This is a genomic window from bacterium, assembly GCA_035691305.1.
In the GTDB taxonomy this organism is placed as follows: domain Bacteria; phylum Sysuimicrobiota; class Sysuimicrobiia; order Sysuimicrobiales; family Segetimicrobiaceae; genus DASSJF01.
This window is the reverse complement of record DASSJF010000082.1, coordinates 52,299-68,722: the sequence shown is the minus strand read 5'-3', so window position 1 is coordinate 68,722 and position 16,424 is coordinate 52,299. Positions and strand designations below refer to the sequence as shown.

Here is a 16,424-nt window from a genome sequence, read left to right as displayed (position 1 = left end):
CCGCGCCACCTCCACGCCTCCCGGCCTAGAGGGCCGCGCCGCGGTGGCGCGGCCGGCCGGCGAGGTGCGGGCTCCGCGCTAGGGACCGGTCGCTTCGACGTACCCGGCGCGTCCCCGCGGGCCCGTGAGCAGCAGCAGCACCTTGTCGTTCGGTTTGAGATCCCCGGCCGCGGCCGGCTTGTCGTTCCGGTAGATCGCGACCTGCGGCGTCAGCGCGTAGCTCGTCACCGCCTTCTGGTCGTTGGCGATCGTGATGTCGCTCTTGCTGACGGACGCGAGCGTCCCCGACACATAGTTGAACCGCTTCTGGGCGTCCATGATCGCCGCCACCGCCCCCGCCGCCTCGCCGCGGGTCGTCGGCGCGTTCGGTCGGAACTGGTTGTTCGTCGCGGCCATCAGCTTGTGATCGATCGCCACGGCGACGTAGCCGTGGAGCGGCGCGGGAACGTCCGCCGCGTCGCTCACCGCGAGCTGCGCCTGCGACTTCTGCGTCGCCTCGCCCTGGAGGCCGAGCGCCCGCACGAGCAGCGCGGAGAATTCGGCCCGCGTCACCCGCGCCTGCGGCCGGAACGTGTTGTCGGGGAACGCGGTGAGGATGCCCTTCTGGAACTCGAGGTTCACGGTCACCGGCTTGTCCTTCAGCGGAAAGATCGCGGAGATATTGTAGGTGCCGGGCCCCACCACGTGGCTGTCCTGGTCCTTCTGCAGCCAGCGCGTGTTGAACGTCATCGACTTTCCGGCCGCGAGGAACAGCGGCTGCGGGTTCGCCACAAACGTCTGGCCGAGCGACCACCGCGCGATCTGCTCGTCGCCGCGCTTGATCACGAAGTCGTAGTACTGCGTCGTCGGAAACTCGAACTTCACGTCCGCCTTGCCGGTGTTCGTGATGGTGAAGGTCAGGTCCACCGGGTCGTCGATCCCGTACACGGAGCGGTCGGTCGTCAACGTGTAGGTGACGTCGTCCTGGGTCACCGTGGCCTTCTGTTCCGACGCGGCGCCGGTGTTGAGCAGCGCGGCGATCGTCGGCCGCACCGACTCGGGAATTTCGGCGAGGTCTTTGAAGTTCGGGATCTGCCCGCTGCCCTTCACGTCGAGGCCGCGCGCGAGCGCCTCGACGACGGCGAGGCGCGTGATCGGCTGGTCCGGCTTGAACGTCCCGTCCGGATAGCCGCCGATCACACCCACGATCGACAGTTTTTCGATCGCGCGCGCGTACGCGCTGCCCTGCGTGTCCGAGTACAGCGCCGCGCCCGCGGGTCCCGCAAGGGTCAGCGCGAGCGCGGCCGCCGCCGCGACGGCGGCGAACCGTTGTGTGAGCGCGGGTGCGATCATCTTTTTCATCGTGCTTCTCCTCCCCCTCACTCTACCCACCGGCGCCGTCCCGGAGACCGGCCCGGCGTCGCGCGAGTTACGGCCGCGCGGACCCGGATGCGGCGGCGCGGCGTGTGCGGCCGCGGAGGCTGAAGGACGTCGCCGGCTGGAGATCTCGCCATACGCAGGTTGGTCGTCGCGATCGGTCGAAGCGCGGACAGACCATCTCAATGTTGCGCCGCGTATTCGGCGCACGGCAGACTTCTCCTCCCTACGGCCGCTCCATCCGCTCGACGGCCGTCACGCCGGCGAGGTCGAGTGTGTTGCGCAGTGCCCGCTGCGAGGCGCCGACCAGCACCAGCCGCGCCGCGGTCAGGGCCGCGTCGTCCGTCAGCACCCGGCACTGTCCGTAGAATACGTGAAACGCCTCGGCGAGTTCCCTCGCGTACGCGCACAGGCGCTGCGGCTCCCGCCGCGTCCCGGCCGCGAACACCACATCCGGCATCGCGGCGATCCGTTTCGCGAGGCTCCATTCCTCGGGAGTGCTCAGCGGGAGAAGATCCGTGCGCCGGGCGTCAGGGAGCGGGACGCCCTGGCGCTCCGCTTCCCGGAGAATGCTCGAAATCCGGGCATGCGCGTACTGTACGTAGTATACCGGATTTTCGGCGGATTGGCGCGTCGCGAGCGCAAAATCAAAGTCCATCGGCGCCGACGGACTCGTCAGGATGAAGAAAAACCGCGCCGCGTCCCGGCCGACGGCCTGAATCAGCTCGCCGAGCGTGATGAACTCCCCGCTGCGCTTGCTCATCCGCACGGCCTCGCCCTCATTGCGGAGCCGCACGTGTTGGTAGAGGATAAACTCCATCGTCTCCGGGTCGTGCCCGAGCGCCTGCAGGCCGCCCCGGACGCGGGCGGTGTCGCCGACGTGGTCCACGCCCCACACGTCGATAAGGTGCTCATACCCGCGCGCGTACTTGTCCATGTGGTAGGGAACGTCCGCGGCAAAGTACGTCGGGCGGCCGTCGCTGCGCACGATGACGCGGTCCTTGTCGTCCCCGAACTGCGTCGAGCGGAACCACAGCGCCCCGTCCTGCTCGTACACCACGCCGCGGCGGCGCAGCTCGGCGAGACACCGCTCGACCGCGCCGCTCTCGTGCAGGGTCCGCTCGCTGAACCAGGTGTCGAACGTGATCCCAAATTCCTCCAGCGTCGTGCGGATCTGGCCGAGCAGCAGACGCAGCGCCGTGTCCCGGATCAAAGGCAGGCGCTCGGCGGACGGGACGTCGGCGAGCCCGGCCCCGTGCTCGTCGACGATCCGCCCCGCGATGTCGCGGACGTAGTCCCCCCGGTAGCCGTCCTCCGGGAACTCGGCCGGCCGGTTGAGCAGCTCGAGGTAGCGCGCCTCGACTGAGCGCGCGAGCGTGTCCACCTGCGTGCCGTAGTCGTTCACGTAATACTCGCGGGCCACCGCATAACCGAGCGCGTCGAGGAGCCGCGCGATCGTCTCGCCGACCGCGCCGTTCCGGCCCGTGCCGACGTGCAGCGGGCCGGTCGGGTTCGCGCTCACATACTCGACCAGCACGCGGCGGCCGCGACCGACGTCGGTGCGCCCGAACCGCCGGTCCTCCGCGTGCGCGCGGCGCAGCCAGCGGTGGAGGAACGCCGGCGCGAGGTGCAGGTTGAGGAAGCCGGGGCCGGCGATCTCGACGGCGCGCAGATCGTCCGAGGGCGCGGGGAGGTGGGCCTTGATCGCGGCGGCGATCTCCCGCGGCGGGCGGCCGAGCATCCGCGCCAGCATGAGCGCCGCGTTCGCGGCGTAGTCGCCGTGCTTGGGGTCCCGGGGCGGTTCGACCTCGAACGGCGGCAGCGGTTCCGGGGGCGCCGGAATGGCGCCCGCCGCCGCCGCCCGTCCGATCGCGTCCGCGACGAGCCGCCGGAGTTCCTGAGTGACCACGCTAGAGCCGGATTTCGCCCACGCGGCTCGGTTCCTGGATGTGAATGGTGTCGATGAACCGAACCTGCCGGCTCTGGGCGGTCATGACGATCGAGTGAGTGCGGACGCCGCCGCCGAAAAAGCGGACTCCGCGGAAGAGCTCGCCGTCCGTGATGCCGGTCGCCGCGAAGAGTAGGTTGCCGCCGGAGCACAGCTCGTCGGTTCGGAAAATGCGCTCGGGGTCCGTGATGCCCATCTCGTGCGCCCGCTGGCGTTCGGCGTCGTTGCGGTACCAGAAGCGGCCCTGGATCTCGCCGCCGAGGCAGCGCAGCGCGGCCGCGGTGAGCACCCCTTCCGGCGCACCGCCGATGCCCATTACGGCGTGCACCGCCGTACCGGACACCGCGGCCGAGATCGCCGGGGCCACGTCGCCGTCGGAGATCAGCTTGATCCGCGCCCCGGCCGCCCGCACCGCCGCGATCAGATCGGCGTGGCGCGGCCGGCTCAGGATGACGACCGTGATGTCTTCGATCCGGCGGCGCAGGCACTCCGCCAGCACCTGCAGGTTCCGCTGCGGCGGCCAGCGCAGGTCCACCTTGCCGGCCGCCTGCGGGGGCACGACGAGTTTCTCCATATAGATGTCGGGCGCGTGAATGATGCCGCCGCGCTCGGCCACGGCCAGCATGGCGATCGAGTTCGGGAGGCCGTTCGCCACCAGGTTGGTGCCCTCGACCGGATCGACCGCGATGTCTACGGCCGGGCCCCGGCCCGCCGCGCCCACTTCCTCGCCGATGAAGAGCATCGGCGCCTCGTCGCGTTCGCCCTCGCCGATCACGACCCGCCCGTGAATCGGCAGCGCCGTGAGCATCTCGCGCATCGCGGTCACGGCGGCCTGGTCGGCGCGGGTCGTATCGCCCTCGCCCATGTGGCGGGCGGCGGCGATCGCCGCCGCCTCGGTGACCTTCACGACATCCAGAACGAGCGTCTGCTCCACCGGCGGCCTCCGGGCTGTACGCCGTAACGCTCCGCGGCTAGGCGGGCTTTTCCTCCAGAACGACCGGGACCTTCCGCGTCGTCGTCCCGCGCACGATCGTCAGCGTCACGGTCTCCCCGATCTTCTTGCTGATGACGTCACGGACGAAATCGCTCCAGGTGTCGACCTGCTCGGAGCCCACCGCGGTGATGATGTCGCCGGACGCGAGGCCGGCCTTCTCCGCGGGCGAGCCCTTCTCCACGCTGCGGACCAGCACGCCGTGGTTCGATCCGAGGCTGTAGGCCCGCGCGGTCTGCGCGTCCACGTCGCCGCCGTACACGACGCCGACCCACGGCCGCACGATGTGGCCGAGGGCGATCAACTGCTGCATCTCCGACCGCGCGAGGTCGCTCGGGATCGCGAACCCGATCCCCTGCGCGTTCGGGATGATCGCCGTGTTGATACCGATGACGCGCCCCGACGTGTCGACGAGCGCGCCGCCGCTGTTGCCGGGGTTGATCAACGCCGACGTCTGGATCAGGTTCTCCACGATCAGGTTCGGCAGCTGAATGTTGCGGTTGAGCGCGCTGATGACGCCGGTCGTGACCGTGCTGCCGAGCCCGAACGGGTTCCCGATCGCGATCGCGATCTGGCCGACCTGGAGGTCGCGGCTCGAGCCGAGGGCCGCGGCGGGCAGCGGCTCCGCCGACTCGACTTTGATCACGGCGAGGTCGGCGATCGGGTCCGTGCCGACGATTTTGCCGGCCAACACCTTGCCGCTCAGCAGCGTCACCTTGATCTTCTGCGCGCCCTGCACCACATGGTTGTTGGTGAGGATGTAGCCGTCGGGCCGCACGATCACCCCGGAGCCCGCGCCCTGCTGCGGGAAGACGCCGAACATCGTCTGGACCTGCGCTTCGGTGTCGATGTTGACCACCGACGGCCGGACGTGCTTCACAACGTTGATGACGGTATTCTCTTCCTGCGTGAGACCGACGGACGGAACCGGCGTGGGAAGAGCCGGCGCCTGCGCGGCCGGCGGGTTCGCGGCCGGCGCCTGTCCGGCCGGCGGCGCGGACAGCTGCTGCGGACCGCCCGGCGGCGCGGGGTGCCCCCCGAAGACCGGATGAAAGTATTGGGGAAGCACCATGCCCCCAACGCCCGCGCCTACGACCACGGCGGCCAGGGCCAGCACCACCGCCGCGGTATACCCCAGCCGGCCGCGGCGGGGCGCGGACGGAGCATCGGTAACCATTGAAGTATCCCTCCCTAACTGTCCCGGCGTTTCCATTATAACATCCGGTAAGATGGCGCCTCCGCCTCACGCTCCCGCGCGCGTTTGCCGCCTCGGAGGGCGTACGGTATAATCGCGCCGTGGCGAAACCCTCGGGGCGGGCCGTGCCGTGCTGAACTGGCTGAACCGGCCAAAGGTCGCCTCCTCCGGACGCCGGGAGATCCCCGCGGGCCTCTGGATCAAGTGTCCCCGCTGTACCGGCCTCGTATACCGCCGGGAGTTGGAGCGCGCCTATCGCGTCTGCCCGAGGTGCGGCTACCATCACCGGCTGTCCGCGGCCGAGCGCCTGGCGCTGGTGCTGGACGCGGGGTCGTTTCGCGAATTCGACGGACACCTCGCGCCCGACGATCCGCTTTCGTTCGTGGACGAGAAGCCTTACCCGCTGCGCGTGGACGAGGCACAGCGGCGGACCTCGATGCCGGAGGCTGTGCTGACCGGCACCGGCGCGATCGAGGGCGCTGGTCTCGTCGCCGCGGCGATGGAGTTCGCCTTCCTCGGAGGCAGCATGGGGTCCGTCGTAGGCGAGAAGATCGCCCGCGCGGCGGAGCGCGCCGCCGACTCGCGGACGCCGCTCGTCGTGTTTTCGGCGTCCGGGGGCGCGCGCATGCAGGAGGGGACGCTGTCCCTCATGCAGATGGCGAAGACCAGCGTCGCGCTGGCGCGCCTCGCCGACGCCGGCGTCGCCTTCATCTCGGTGCTCTGCGATCCCACGACCGGCGGCGTCGCCGCGTCGTTCGCGTTTCAGGGCGACGTCGTGCTCGCCGAACCGGGCGCCTTGATCGGGTTCGCCGGGCGGCGCGTGATCGAGCAAACGATCCGCCAGAAGCTGCCGGACGGGTTTCAGACGTCCGAGTTCGTGCTCGAGCACGGCCTGATCGACGCGATCGTCCCGCGCGCCGAGCTCCGCGCCACGCTGGGCCGCCTCCTGCGTCTGTGCGGCGCGCCGGTCGACGCCGCCTGGACGGACGCGGCCCGAGGCGCGGCCTGGCCGACCGAGGAGGTTCCTGCCGGTGAACAGCCGAGCGTCTGACGCGCCGGTCTCCGCGGGCGAGGCCCTCGAGCGCGAAGTCGCCGAGGTGGAGCGGCAGATCGGGGAGCTCCGCAAGATTACGAGCGTGCAGCGGATGGACCTCAACGCCCAGATTACCGTCCTCGAAGCGCGGGCGCAGGAACTGCGCGAGGCGATCGCCCGCGATCCGTCGCCGTGGCAGACCGTGCAGCTGGCCCGCCATCCGGAACGCCCCAAAGTCGGCGACTACGTCGCGGCGCTGGCGCGAGACTTCGTCGAACTGCGCGGCGACCGCATGCACCGCGACGATCCCGCGATCGTCGCCGGGCTCGGCTGGATCGACATGCCCGAAGGCGGCCGTGCCGCGGCGCTGATCGGCCACGCCAAGGGGCGCGACACCCGCGAGAACATCGCCCGCAACTTCGCGATGCCGAACCCCGAAGGCTACCGCAAGGCCGTCCGCGTGATGAAGCTCGCGGAGAAACTGCGCCTCCCGGTCGTAACGCTGATCGACACGCCCGGCGCCTACCCCGGCAAAGACGCCGAGGAACGGGGGCAGAGCGAGGCGATCGCGCACGCGCTGCTCGAGATGGCGCGGCTGCGCACGCCGATCGTCACCGTGATCACCGGCGAGGGCGGCAGCGGGGGCGCCCTGGCGATCGGCGTCGGCGACGCGGTGCTGATGCTCCGGCACGCGGTGTACTCGGTGATCTCCCCGGAAGGCTGCGCCGCGATCCTGTGGCGCGACGGCACGCGCAGCCGTGAGGCCGCGGCCGCGTTGCGCATCACCGCACCGGACCTCGAGGCGTTCGGCATCGTGGACGAGATCGTCCCCGAGCCGCCGGGCGGCGCGCACGCGAACCGCGGCGCCGCGGTCAACGCGGTGGCCGGCGCGGTCCGCCGCCACCTCGAACGCCTGCTCGAGCAGCCCCTCGATGCCCTGCTCCACGCCCGCTACGAGAAGTTCCGCCGCATCGGCCGCGTGCGCGAGATGGACGTCTCCCCGGCGCCGGTCGCCGGAATGACGTCTGCGCCGGCGAGTCCGCCGGCAGAGGGCTGAGATGGCCGACCGGGACCGCATCGACCTTGACGAGATTCGCGCGATCATTCAGCTGGCGGCTGAAGCAGACATCGCCGAACTCGAAGTGGAAGCCGCGCACGTCAAAGTCAAGGTGAAGAAGACGGCCCCGGTCACGGCCGCCGCGCCGTCCGCGGGCGGTCCCGCCCACCCGGGCGCCGAGGCCGCAGGAGCCTCGCCCGACGGCAGCCGCCCCGCCGGAGACGGCGCGGGGCGCTACGTCCCGATCGTCGCGCCGATGGTGGGCACGTTCTACCGAGCGCCGAAGCCGGACGCCCCGCCGTTCGTCAGCGAGGGCGACGTGGTGCAGACCGGCCAGACGGTCTGCGTGCTGGAAGCGATGAAGATGTTCAACGAGATCCCGAGCGAAGTGGCCGGCCGCGTCGTGCGCGTGCTCGCCGAGAACGGTGCGCCGGTCGAGTACGGGCAGCCGCTGTTCCTCGTCGACCCCCGGGCCTGATCCGCCCCGATGCTCTTCAAGAAGGTGCTGGTCGCCAATCGCGGGGAGATCGCCGTGCGCGTGATCCGCGCGTGCCACGATCTCGGCATCCTGACGGTGGCGATCTACTCCGACGCGGACCGCGCCTCGCTGCACGTGCAGATGGCCGACGAGGCGTTCTGCGTCGGCCCGGCACCGAGCCGCGAGAGCTACCTCAACGTCCCCGCCATCATGAGCACCGCCGAGCTCCTGAACGTCGACGCGATCCATCCCGGCTACGGCTTCCTCGCGGAGAACGCCCACTTCGCGGAGATCTGCCGCGACTGCAAGATCACGTTCATCGGCCCTTCGCCCGAGGCGATCGCGAAGATGGGCAACAAGTCGCAGGCCAAGGAGATCATGCGCCGGGCCGGCGTGCCGGTCGTCCCGGGAAGCTTCGGCCCGATCCGGGACGAGGCGGCCGCGCTGGCGACCGCGCGGGCGATCGGCTACCCGCTGATCATCAAGGCGGCCGCCGGCGGCGGCGGCCGCGGCATGCGCGTCGTCCACCGCGCGGACGACGTGGCCCGCGCGCTCGCGGCCGCGCACGCGGAGGCGGAAGCGGCGTTCGGCGACGGCGCGCTGTACGTCGAGAAGTACCTCGAAGAGCCCCGGCACGTCGAGATGCAGATCCTCGCCGACGGGCGCGGGACGATCGTCTCACTCGGCGAGCGCGACTGCTCCGTACAGCGGCGCCACCAGAAATTGATCGAGGAGGCGCCGTCGCCCGGCGTCACGCCGCGCCTCCGGCGCGCGCTCTCCCGGGCCGCCGTGCGCGCGGCCGAGGTGGTCGGCTACGCGAATGCCGGAACCGTCGAGTTTCTCGTCGACCAGGGCGAGCACTTCTACTTCATGGAGATGAACACGCGCGTGCAGGTCGAGCACCCGGTCACGGAGGCCGTGACCGACGTGGACATCGTCAAAGAGCAGATCCGCATCGCCGCGGGCGAGCGCATGACGATCCCGCGCGAGATCGAGCCGCGCGGCCACGCGATCGAATGCCGGATCAACGCCGAGGATCCGGGCCGGGACTTCCTGCCGTCGCCCGGGCCGATCACCGCCTTCATCCAGCCGGGCGGCCCCGGCATCCGGGTGGACACCCACGCCTTCGCCGGCTATACGATCCCGCCGCACTACGACTCGCTCGTCGCCAAGGTCATCGCCTGGGGTCGCGACCGCGACGAATCGATCGCGCGGATGACGCGCGCGCTGCGCGAGTTCGAGGTCGGCGGGATCCGGACGACCATTCCATTCCACCTCGCGGTACTCGACAATGCCTTCTTCCGGCGCGGCGAAGTCTACGTCAACTTCGTCCAGCGGCGCATGGACCTCTCCGCGATCAGAGCCTAAGCGTGAGCCCTTCTAAAGCGGCCGGCGCGGGGGCATAACAGCCGGTATCCGCCACGTCTGGGGGCCGGCATGGACCTGCGAAGCAAGCTAACCTACTGGTTTGCGGCGCTGCTGTGCGCCACGCTCGCCGCGCTGACCGCCCGAACCGTGCACGCCCAGGTCACGCTGCCGCAGTCGGTGACGGATCCCCACGGACGGTTCGCGATGAGCTTCCCGGTCGATTGGAACGTCGCCACCAGGATCGACGGCATGGTCGCGCTGCTGGGCGCCGGCCCGGCGAAGGCGGGGCACCGGCCGACGGTCAACGTGGTGGTGGAGCCTCTTCCAAATCCCATGCCGCCCCAGACCTACGCCGCGGCGGCCGAACAGCTGGCGAAGACCGCGTTTCACAAGTACACCGTCGTGCAGGAATCGGGCGCCAGCGTAGGCGGACGCCCGGCCTACTACCGCTACTTCACCTGGGAGACGAATACCGGCGTGACCCTGTACCAGTTGCAGGTCTTTTTGACGGACGGACAGACCGGTTACGTCGTCACCGCCACCACGCTCAACGACCACGACAGCATCATGCAGGACATGCCGATCATGACGCAGATCATCGAGACGTTCCGGGTAGGACCGCAGTAACCCCACAGGATCGGCAAGGCGGCGGCGCGAACCGTCGCGGCGAGAAGACCTGGGGGGAGTGCGCCTATGGGGATCGCGCTCGGCATTCTCATCATTCTCGCGATCATTCTGTGGAACGGCATCAAGGTCGTCCGCGAGTACCAGCGTCTCGTCGTCTTTCGGCTCGGCCGCAGCATCGGTCCGCACGGTCCCGGCGTCGTGTTCCTGATCCCGATCGTCGACAAGGCGGTGTGGGTGGATCTCCGCGAGGTGTTTCTCGAGATCCCGGCCCAGACGTGCATCACGAAAGACAACGCGCCGATCTCGATCGACTTCCTCATCTACTGGAAGGTCATCGACCCGTCGCTCAGCGTCATCCAGGTCGGCAACTTCGCCGGCGCGGCGCAGGGCATCGCGACGACCGGCCTGCGCGCCGTGATCGGCGACATCATTCTCGACGACGTGCTGGCCAAACGCGATCAGATCAACCAGATCCTGCGGACGAAGCTCGACGAGGTCACCGAGCGATGGGGCGTCAAGGTGACGACGGTCGAGATCCGCGAGATCACCCCGCCGAAGGACGTGCAGGAGGCGATGACCCGTCAGATGTCCGCGGAGCGCAGCCGGCGGGCCCTCGTCACCGAGGCGGACGGCAAGAAACAGGCCGCGATCACGATCGCAGAAGGCGAAAAGCAGGCGGCGATCCTCAAGGCCGAAGGCGACCGGCAGGCGGCGATCCTGCGCGCCGAGGGCTTCTCGCTCGCCCTGGACAAGATCTTCAGCGTCGCGAAGGACGTGGACACAAACACGATGAGCCTGCAGTACCTCGACGCTCTCAAGGCGCTCGGGTCGAGCGCGTCGACGAAGTTCGTGTTTCCGATGGAGTTCGCGCGCTTCCTCCAGCCGTTCGTCGCGCCCCCGACCAAGGGCGACGGCGGCGGGCGATGACTTAGCGGCTAGGTCATTGGCCGGTGAAGGAATCGGCGGGAGGGGTATGAATGGTGACGAGCCGGGCGAAATGCCCGGCGGAGGCGGGCCCGCGCTCGCGGGCGGCGCCGGATTCAACGACCGGCCCGCGAACATGCTGATCTGCGCGCTCGCCGCGCGCGACGGTAACGCCATCCTCTCGGTCTCGGGTGAATTGGATTTGGCCGCCGGCCCCGCGTTCCTCGGCTATCTCAAGCGGGCCTCGGACGGCGGCGCGCACGTCGTGCTCGACCTGAGCGGACTCCGCTACATCGACTCGACCGGGATCAACGCCCTCCTGAACGCGCACGCGAAGTTCGCGCGAACCGGCCGGCGCATCGCGCTGGCCGCGGTCCCGCCGACGATCCGCCGCATTCTCGGCGTCGTCGCCGTCGAGGACGTGATCCCGGTGTTCCCAACGGTGGAGGCGGCACTCGAGAGCCTGCGGAACCCGCCGAACGGGCAATAACCTCTCAGGGGGCCGTCAGGAACGCGCCGCCGCACGGACGGTCCCGCCGGCGCGCGCGAGAGAGAAACGGTGTCCGGACGCCGCGTCTTGGTGGGCATAAGGCAATCGACAGACCAGCCCGCGAGCGGCGCCAAGGGGAGACGGCAGCCGTCGCGGGGATCGGCCGCGACGACTGTGACCGGCAGGCAGCCAGAGACCACCTCGCTCGCCCACCTCGCGGCGATCGTCGAATCATCGAGCGACGCCATCTTCACGCAGAGCCTCGACGGCGTCGTTCTCACCTGGAACCGGGCCGCGGAGGAGATGTACGGCTTTGCCGCCGCGGAAGCAATCGGCCGGCCGCTTACCGCCCTGGTCGCGGCCGGCTCTCCGGAGGACGCCTCCCGGCTCCTCGGGCGGCTCACGCGAGGCGAGCGAATCGTCCAGCACGAGACGCGCTGGCAGCGGAAGGACGGCCGGTCCCTCGACGTATCCCTGACGATCTCGCCGATCTACGACGCCTCCGGCGCGCTCGCGGCGACCTCGACGATCGCGCGCGACGTCACGGAGCGCAAACGGGCCGAGCTGGCGCTGCGGGAGCTCAACGCCGAGCTCCGGCACAAGGCCTATCACGACGCGCTGACGGGGCTCCCGAACCGGGTCTTATTCGCCGACCGTCTTCGCCAGGCGCTGGCGCGGGCGCGGCGATACGGTCACCGGGTGGCCGTGTTCCTGATCGACGTGAACGGCTTCAAGCAGATCAACGACACGCTCGGCCACCACGCCGGCGACGACGTGCTCGTGGAAATCGCGTCGCGCCTGCGGGCCCGCATCCGCGAGAGCGATACCGTCGCGCGATGGGGCGGCGACGAGTTCAGCGCGGTGCTGTCCGACGTGCGGACGGCCGAGGACGCGGCGCGCGCGGCCGAGCGGCTCCTCGCGGCGTTCCGCGCGCCGATGCGCGTCGCCGCGCGCGAGCTCGGCGTCACGATCACGATCGGCATCTCGCTGTTTCCCACCGATGGGGAGGCGCCCGACGACCTGCTGCGGCGCGCCGACCACGCCATGTACCAGGCGGATGCCGCCGGCGAGCGCGAGAACAGGTTCGCGTTCTTCGGGCTGGTACGCTGACTCCGGATCCGCGCGGGCGGAGTGCCCGGAGCACCGCCCTGCCCCCGGGCAGGCGACCCACGGAGCGGCCGTCAGACCAAAGGCTCTCCGTCTGAGTCGGACGCGAACACGACGCGCAGCAGTTCCTCGACCGTCGTGACACCCTGCAGGGCCTTCTGCATCCCGTCGTGCCACATCGGCCGCATGCCGTACTCTTGCGCGGCCGCCCGCACCTGGCTGGCCGACGCCCTGTCCACCACAAGTGTGCGAAGCCGGTCGTTCATCTCCAGCAATTCGAACACGCCGAGCCGTCCCCGGTACCCCGTGCCGCTGCACTCTTCGCACCCGCGGCCTCGGTAGAGGCGCAACGTCTTGTGTTGACTCGGGTCGAGGCGCAATCGACGCAGGGCTTCAACCGGCGGTGAATACGCCTCCTTACACGCCGGACAGATCACCCGAACGAGCCGCTGGGCCAGCACACCGACGAGCGATGCCGTGACCAGGAACGGCTCGACCCCGATGTCTGCAAGGCGGAGCGGCACGCTGGGGGCGTCGTTCGTATGCAGGGTCGTCAGGACCAGGTGGCCGGTCATCGCCGCCTGCATCGCGATCTGCGCCGTCTCACGGTCCCGTATCTCTCCGATCAGCACCACGTCGGGGTCCTGTCGGAGAATGCTCCGTAGGCCCGAGGCAAACGTGAGTCCCGCTCTGGGGTTGACCTGCACCTGCTTAATGCCCGGCATGCGATATTCGACAGGGTCCTCGATGCTCACGATATTCCGTTCGCGTGTGTTGATTTGCGCCAACGACGCGTACAACGTCGTCGTCTTGCCGCAGCCGGTCGGCCCGGTGACCACGATCATCCCGTGCGGCGTGGCTATCAGATCATCCCAACTCGCCGCCATGTCACCGGAGAAGCCGATTTGCCGCAACGAGACGGCCGTGCCCGATTGTTCGAGCACCCGGATGACGACGCTTTCACCGAAGACGGTCGGCAACGTACTGACGCGGAAATCGTAGCCTTTCCCGTCGACGCGCATGTGAATCTGGCCGTCCTGCGGGACGCGCCGTTCAGCGATGTCCAGATTGGCCAGGATTTTCACGCGAGAGGCCAGCGCGGGCTGCAGCGCCTTCGGGGCCGTCATGATGTCCCGGAGCAGCCCATCGATACGGAAGCGCACCGTCAATTCCTGACCGCCCGGTTCAAGGTGAATGTCGCTCGCGCGTGCCTGCACGGCCTGTTGAACCACTTGGTTCACGAGACTGACGACCGGCGCGTCCTCCACCATCGAACGCAGCCGCTCAACGGTCACGTCGTCGTCCGGCGGCGAAGTCTCGACGGTGGCCTTATCGGACCCTGGGGACGCGGTCTTGAGAAATCGCGCGACCTCGGCGGCAATGCCGTGGCAGCGACTCTGGGCCCGGGCGATGTCCTCGACACTCGCCACCACGATGTCGATATCGAGCCCCGTCAGGAGCCGGATATCGTCGGTGGCCACCACGTTCGTGGGGTCAGACATCGCAACAACGAGCCGGTCCCGCGCACGGGCGATCGGGATCACCTCGTGCCGCTTCGCGACATGAACGGGAAGGAGGCGCGCGGCCTCGAGGTCGACCTGCGACTCGGCTAGCTCCGTGAAGGGCAACCCCCACCGCTGGGCGACGGCTCTCGCGTACTGGCGTTCGTTCAGGACGCCCGTCTGCACGAGTGCACGAGTCAGGCGCGGACCGGTCTGCCGGAGAATTTGGTGGGCCTGCTGCATGATTCCGTCGGATAGCGCCAAGGAACGCAGCGCCTTCATGGAGCGGTCAAATTCGTCGCGTTTCCTGCGCCCGGTCAGCGTGCGGTCACGTCGATCCACCTCCGTCGCTGTGGCCGCGGCAAATGCCGTCGCAGAACGAGCGGAAATCGGACCCGCGCTGGGGTCATTCATCTTTTGTGCTGATCACCAAATCGGGCACGAACGGCGATTGCATAAGATGTGCACCCGCACCCGAAGTTTCGTGCGGCGGAAGAGTGCCCGGACCGCTTTCGGTCGCCGCCACCCTGGGGTTGGGGAAGAACAGCGTAATCGACAGCCGGTTCACCGCCAGGAACTTCGTGACGATTCGCTCTCCGTCGGGACTGGACAATTTCGACATCCTGACTTCGGTCAGCGGGACAAAGTCTCGCCCTTGCTCGTTAAGGTCGTCAAGGAGGCGTCCACCGTTGTCGTATGCGTGGTAGAGGCCCTCGATCTTGTGGGTCGACGTATAGATGACGACCGGGACGAGCTTCTTTTCGACCTTAGGCGAAGACATTTGGCTTACACCTCCGGCGTCAATACTTCACGCCAACCGACGGCACGTATGTCGTATGCCCCGATCCAATTCCCGGCAGACCGACCGCACGAAATTAGTGGCTGCCTTGCGCTGCGGCCCCCGTCGAGACAGATTGGCCGGGCGCCAACGGGGCCCGCTTCGAGTGGTCGTGAATCGGCCTCGGAGGCAGGTCCGTCGCTCTGCGTTGCCGGGCAGCGGGGCTAAACCCGAAGGTAAATGGGCATGACGGCGTGTGAGATTCGCGAAAGATTCGGCTACGTTTGACTTAGGGTTGAGGCAAGAACCACAGGAGACTTTGCCCGCCCGAGCGTGGCCCACCTAAAGGAGCGCCACACGACGATGGCAGCCGAGCGTCTCGTTCCGGGGAATTTGGAATCGGCTCAGCCCGCCGTCGAGGGCTCCCCGATCCATGTGCGTGTGGCGGTACGTACTGACATTCCGCAGATCGCCAGTCTTGTCGAGAATAAACGCACCGAATACCGACAGTATCACTCAAGGTTCTGGCGAGAGGCGACGGATGCGCGCGGAAAACTCGTTCCCGCGATGGAGAATCTGCTTCACGATAACCGCGCCATCGTCCTGGTCAACGTGCAGGACAGCAACGTCAACGGCGTCATCATCGGGACCCTTCAGCAACCCCCGGCCGTGTACGACCCCGGGGGCCTCACCTGCGTCGTCGATGATTTCTTCGTTGGTGCGCCTACGCTATGGAACAGCGTCGGCATGGCCTTGCTCTATACGATGGCCCGTGAGGCCAAACGCCGAGGCGCGGTTCAAGTGGCCATCACCTGCGCACGCAAAGACATGCGGAAGCGGTCGATGCTCGTGGCACACAAGTATGATGTGACCGCGGAATGGTTTGTCCGTGATCTGTCAGTCGGTTGAGGCCGCTAGAGCGGAGACGTCGTTATAAGGCGGCGCCGCGCGGCCGTTACGGTGCGTTCTGTGCGCCGATCCATGTACTGATCCGGGCGACCGGGTTGGCAAGCACGGGTTGCAGGGCAAAAGCTGCTACGACCAAGAAGAGCGCCAGGCCCATAATGATCAGTGCGTACTCGACGGTAGCCTGGCCGCGCTCGCCGACGTGTTGCCCTCTGGCCGCCACCCACGTCCGAATCAACGTAAACGTTTGCATCGTCGGTACCCCTTCCCCGTCTATCGGGATGCCGTCACCTCGTACCCACACGATACCCGGGACGGCCGCGGAGTCACACTACCCAGGCGGGTAGTTTTGGAATCGCCTTCGACCTTCGCCGGCCCCTACAAAATGGCCGCGTGCGTCTCCGGGTTGAAGAGATGCATCTTCCCGGGCCGTGCGGAGGCCGAAAGGTTTTCGTTGTGGTTCACGGATTTTCGATCCGTTTCGATTACGCTGAATCGGCCTCCTTTCATGTTGATCGGCCGGGGCGGCTTGGGAATACAGTGGAGATCGTCGGGATCGGGGACCTCAGTGACGTGATGCGCCGTCGCGACGAACAAATCCGTGCCACGTGACACCAGAACACCACTGCCCATCGTCGGCCCTTTGGCGGGCACCAGCGCGACC

Annotated in this window: 17 protein-coding genes; 9 read left to right on the top strand and 8 right to left on the bottom strand. The window is 68.5% G+C overall.

Annotated elements, in window-relative coordinates; all coding sequences use genetic code 11:
* Positions 1–78 precede the first annotated feature (78 nt).
* The 4 genes from VFL28_15815 to VFL28_15800 form a co-directional block, all read right to left on the bottom strand.
* Positions 79–1,341, bottom strand: a complete 1,263-nt coding sequence (locus tag VFL28_15815) for an S-layer homology domain-containing protein (protein ID HET7266130.1) — start codon at positions 1,339–1,341, stop codon at positions 79–81.
* 241 nt (positions 1,342–1,582) lie between these two features.
* Positions 1,583–3,265, bottom strand: a complete 1,683-nt coding sequence (gene argS, locus VFL28_15810) for an arginine--tRNA ligase (GenBank protein ID HET7266129.1) — start codon at positions 3,263–3,265, stop codon at positions 1,583–1,585.
* A gap of 1 nt (position 3,266) precedes the next feature.
* A complete protein-coding gene (gene glpX / locus VFL28_15805) occupies positions 3,267–4,238 on the bottom strand; it encodes a class II fructose-bisphosphatase (protein HET7266128.1) in 972 nt (323 codons plus the stop codon).
* Between the two features lie 37 nt (positions 4,239–4,275).
* Complete coding sequence (locus VFL28_15800) at positions 4,276–5,472, bottom strand: trypsin-like peptidase domain-containing protein (GenBank protein HET7266127.1); 1,197 nt, start codon at positions 5,470–5,472, stop codon at positions 4,276–4,278.
* A 148-nt stretch (positions 5,473–5,620) separates the two neighbouring features.
* Here VFL28_15800 and accD point away from each other — a divergent pair, with 148 nt between their 5' ends.
* From accD to VFL28_15760, 8 genes are all read left to right on the top strand, one after another.
* Complete coding sequence (gene accD / locus VFL28_15795) at positions 5,621–6,541, top strand: acetyl-CoA carboxylase, carboxyltransferase subunit beta (protein HET7266126.1); 921 nt, start codon at positions 5,621–5,623, stop codon at positions 6,539–6,541.
* A complete protein-coding gene (locus tag VFL28_15790) occupies positions 6,522–7,580 on the top strand; it encodes an acetyl-CoA carboxylase carboxyltransferase subunit alpha (GenBank protein HET7266125.1) in 1,059 nt (352 codons plus the stop codon). Before accD ends, VFL28_15790 begins: the two co-directional genes overlap by 20 nt.
* 1 nt (position 7,581) lies before the next feature.
* Positions 7,582–8,058: an acetyl-CoA carboxylase biotin carboxyl carrier protein gene (accB, locus tag VFL28_15785; protein HET7266124.1), complete on the top strand. Its 477-nt coding sequence runs from the start codon at positions 7,582–7,584 to the stop codon at positions 8,056–8,058.
* Between the two features lie 9 nt (positions 8,059–8,067).
* Entirely contained in the window at positions 8,068–9,426 is a 1,359-nt protein-coding gene (gene accC / locus VFL28_15780; GenBank protein HET7266123.1) for an acetyl-CoA carboxylase biotin carboxylase subunit, read from the top strand.
* Positions 9,427–9,495: 69 nt separating this feature from the next.
* Positions 9,496–10,053 (top strand): DcrB-related protein, encoded by a 558-nt coding sequence (locus tag VFL28_15775; GenBank protein ID HET7266122.1) that lies wholly within the window; start codon positions 9,496–9,498, stop codon positions 10,051–10,053.
* A 66-nt stretch (positions 10,054–10,119) separates the two neighbouring features.
* Positions 10,120–10,980 carry an SPFH domain-containing protein gene (locus VFL28_15770; GenBank protein HET7266121.1) on the top strand — a complete coding sequence of 287 codons (861 nt, stop codon included), beginning with the start codon at positions 10,120–10,122 and terminating at the stop codon, positions 10,978–10,980.
* 70 nt (positions 10,981–11,050) lie between these two features.
* Complete coding sequence (locus tag VFL28_15765) at positions 11,051–11,467, top strand: STAS domain-containing protein (GenBank protein ID HET7266120.1); 417 nt, start codon at positions 11,051–11,053, stop codon at positions 11,465–11,467.
* Between the two features lie 174 nt (positions 11,468–11,641).
* Entirely contained in the window at positions 11,642–12,577 is a 936-nt protein-coding gene (locus VFL28_15760) for a diguanylate cyclase (protein HET7266119.1), read from the top strand.
* Positions 12,578–12,648: 71 nt separating this feature from the next.
* On the opposite strand, the gene VFL28_15755 is transcribed toward VFL28_15760, so the two are convergent.
* Entirely contained in the window at positions 12,649–14,418 is a 1,770-nt protein-coding gene (locus VFL28_15755; protein HET7266118.1) for a GspE/PulE family protein, read from the bottom strand.
* 64 nt (positions 14,419–14,482) lie between these two features.
* On the bottom strand, positions 14,483–14,857 hold the full coding sequence (locus tag VFL28_15750) for a hypothetical protein (GenBank protein HET7266117.1): 375 nt from the start codon (positions 14,855–14,857) through the stop codon (positions 14,483–14,485).
* Between the two features lie 360 nt (positions 14,858–15,217).
* On the opposite strand from VFL28_15750, the gene VFL28_15745 reads away from it, so the two are divergent.
* Entirely contained in the window at positions 15,218–15,763 is a 546-nt protein-coding gene (locus tag VFL28_15745) for a hypothetical protein (GenBank protein HET7266116.1), read from the top strand.
* A gap of 46 nt (positions 15,764–15,809) precedes the next feature.
* Here the strand turns inward: VFL28_15745 and VFL28_15740 are convergent, their stop codons facing one another.
* Positions 15,810–16,013 carry a hypothetical protein gene (locus tag VFL28_15740; protein HET7266115.1) on the bottom strand — a complete coding sequence of 68 codons (204 nt, stop codon included), beginning with the start codon at positions 16,011–16,013 and terminating at the stop codon, positions 15,810–15,812.
* 125 nt (positions 16,014–16,138) lie between these two features.
* Complete coding sequence (locus tag VFL28_15735; protein HET7266114.1) at positions 16,139–16,414, bottom strand: hypothetical protein; 276 nt, start codon at positions 16,412–16,414, stop codon at positions 16,139–16,141.
* Positions 16,415–16,424 lie beyond the last annotated feature (10 nt).

What these genes read in the sequence shown, in the direction of transcription:
- VFL28_15775 (HET7266122.1), top strand. Translation starts at nt 9,496, where the DNA reads ATGGACCTGCGAAGCAAGCTAACCTACTGGTTTGCGGCGCTGCTGTGC.
- VFL28_15815 (HET7266130.1), bottom strand. Translation starts at nt 1,341, where the DNA reads ATGAAAAAGATGATCGCACCCGCGCTCACACAACGGTTCGCCGCCGTC.
- VFL28_15765 (HET7266120.1), top strand. Translation starts at nt 11,051, where the DNA reads ATGCCCGGCGGAGGCGGGCCCGCGCTCGCGGGCGGCGCCGGATTCAAC.
- VFL28_15750 (HET7266117.1), bottom strand. Translation starts at nt 14,857, where the DNA reads ATGTCTTCGCCTAAGGTCGAAAAGAAGCTCGTCCCGGTCGTCATCTAT.
- accB (HET7266124.1), top strand. Translation starts at nt 7,582, where the DNA reads ATGGCCGACCGGGACCGCATCGACCTTGACGAGATTCGCGCGATCATT.
- VFL28_15745 (HET7266116.1), top strand. Translation starts at nt 15,218, where the DNA reads ATGGCAGCCGAGCGTCTCGTTCCGGGGAATTTGGAATCGGCTCAGCCC.
- VFL28_15770 (HET7266121.1), top strand. Translation starts at nt 10,120, where the DNA reads ATGGGGATCGCGCTCGGCATTCTCATCATTCTCGCGATCATTCTGTGG.
- VFL28_15740 (HET7266115.1), bottom strand. Translation starts at nt 16,013, where the DNA reads ATGCAAACGTTTACGTTGATTCGGACGTGGGTGGCGGCCAGAGGGCAA.
- VFL28_15800 (HET7266127.1), bottom strand. Translation starts at nt 5,472, where the DNA reads ATGGTTACCGATGCTCCGTCCGCGCCCCGCCGCGGCCGGCTGGGGTAT.
- accC (HET7266123.1), top strand. Translation starts at nt 8,068, where the DNA reads ATGCTCTTCAAGAAGGTGCTGGTCGCCAATCGCGGGGAGATCGCCGTG.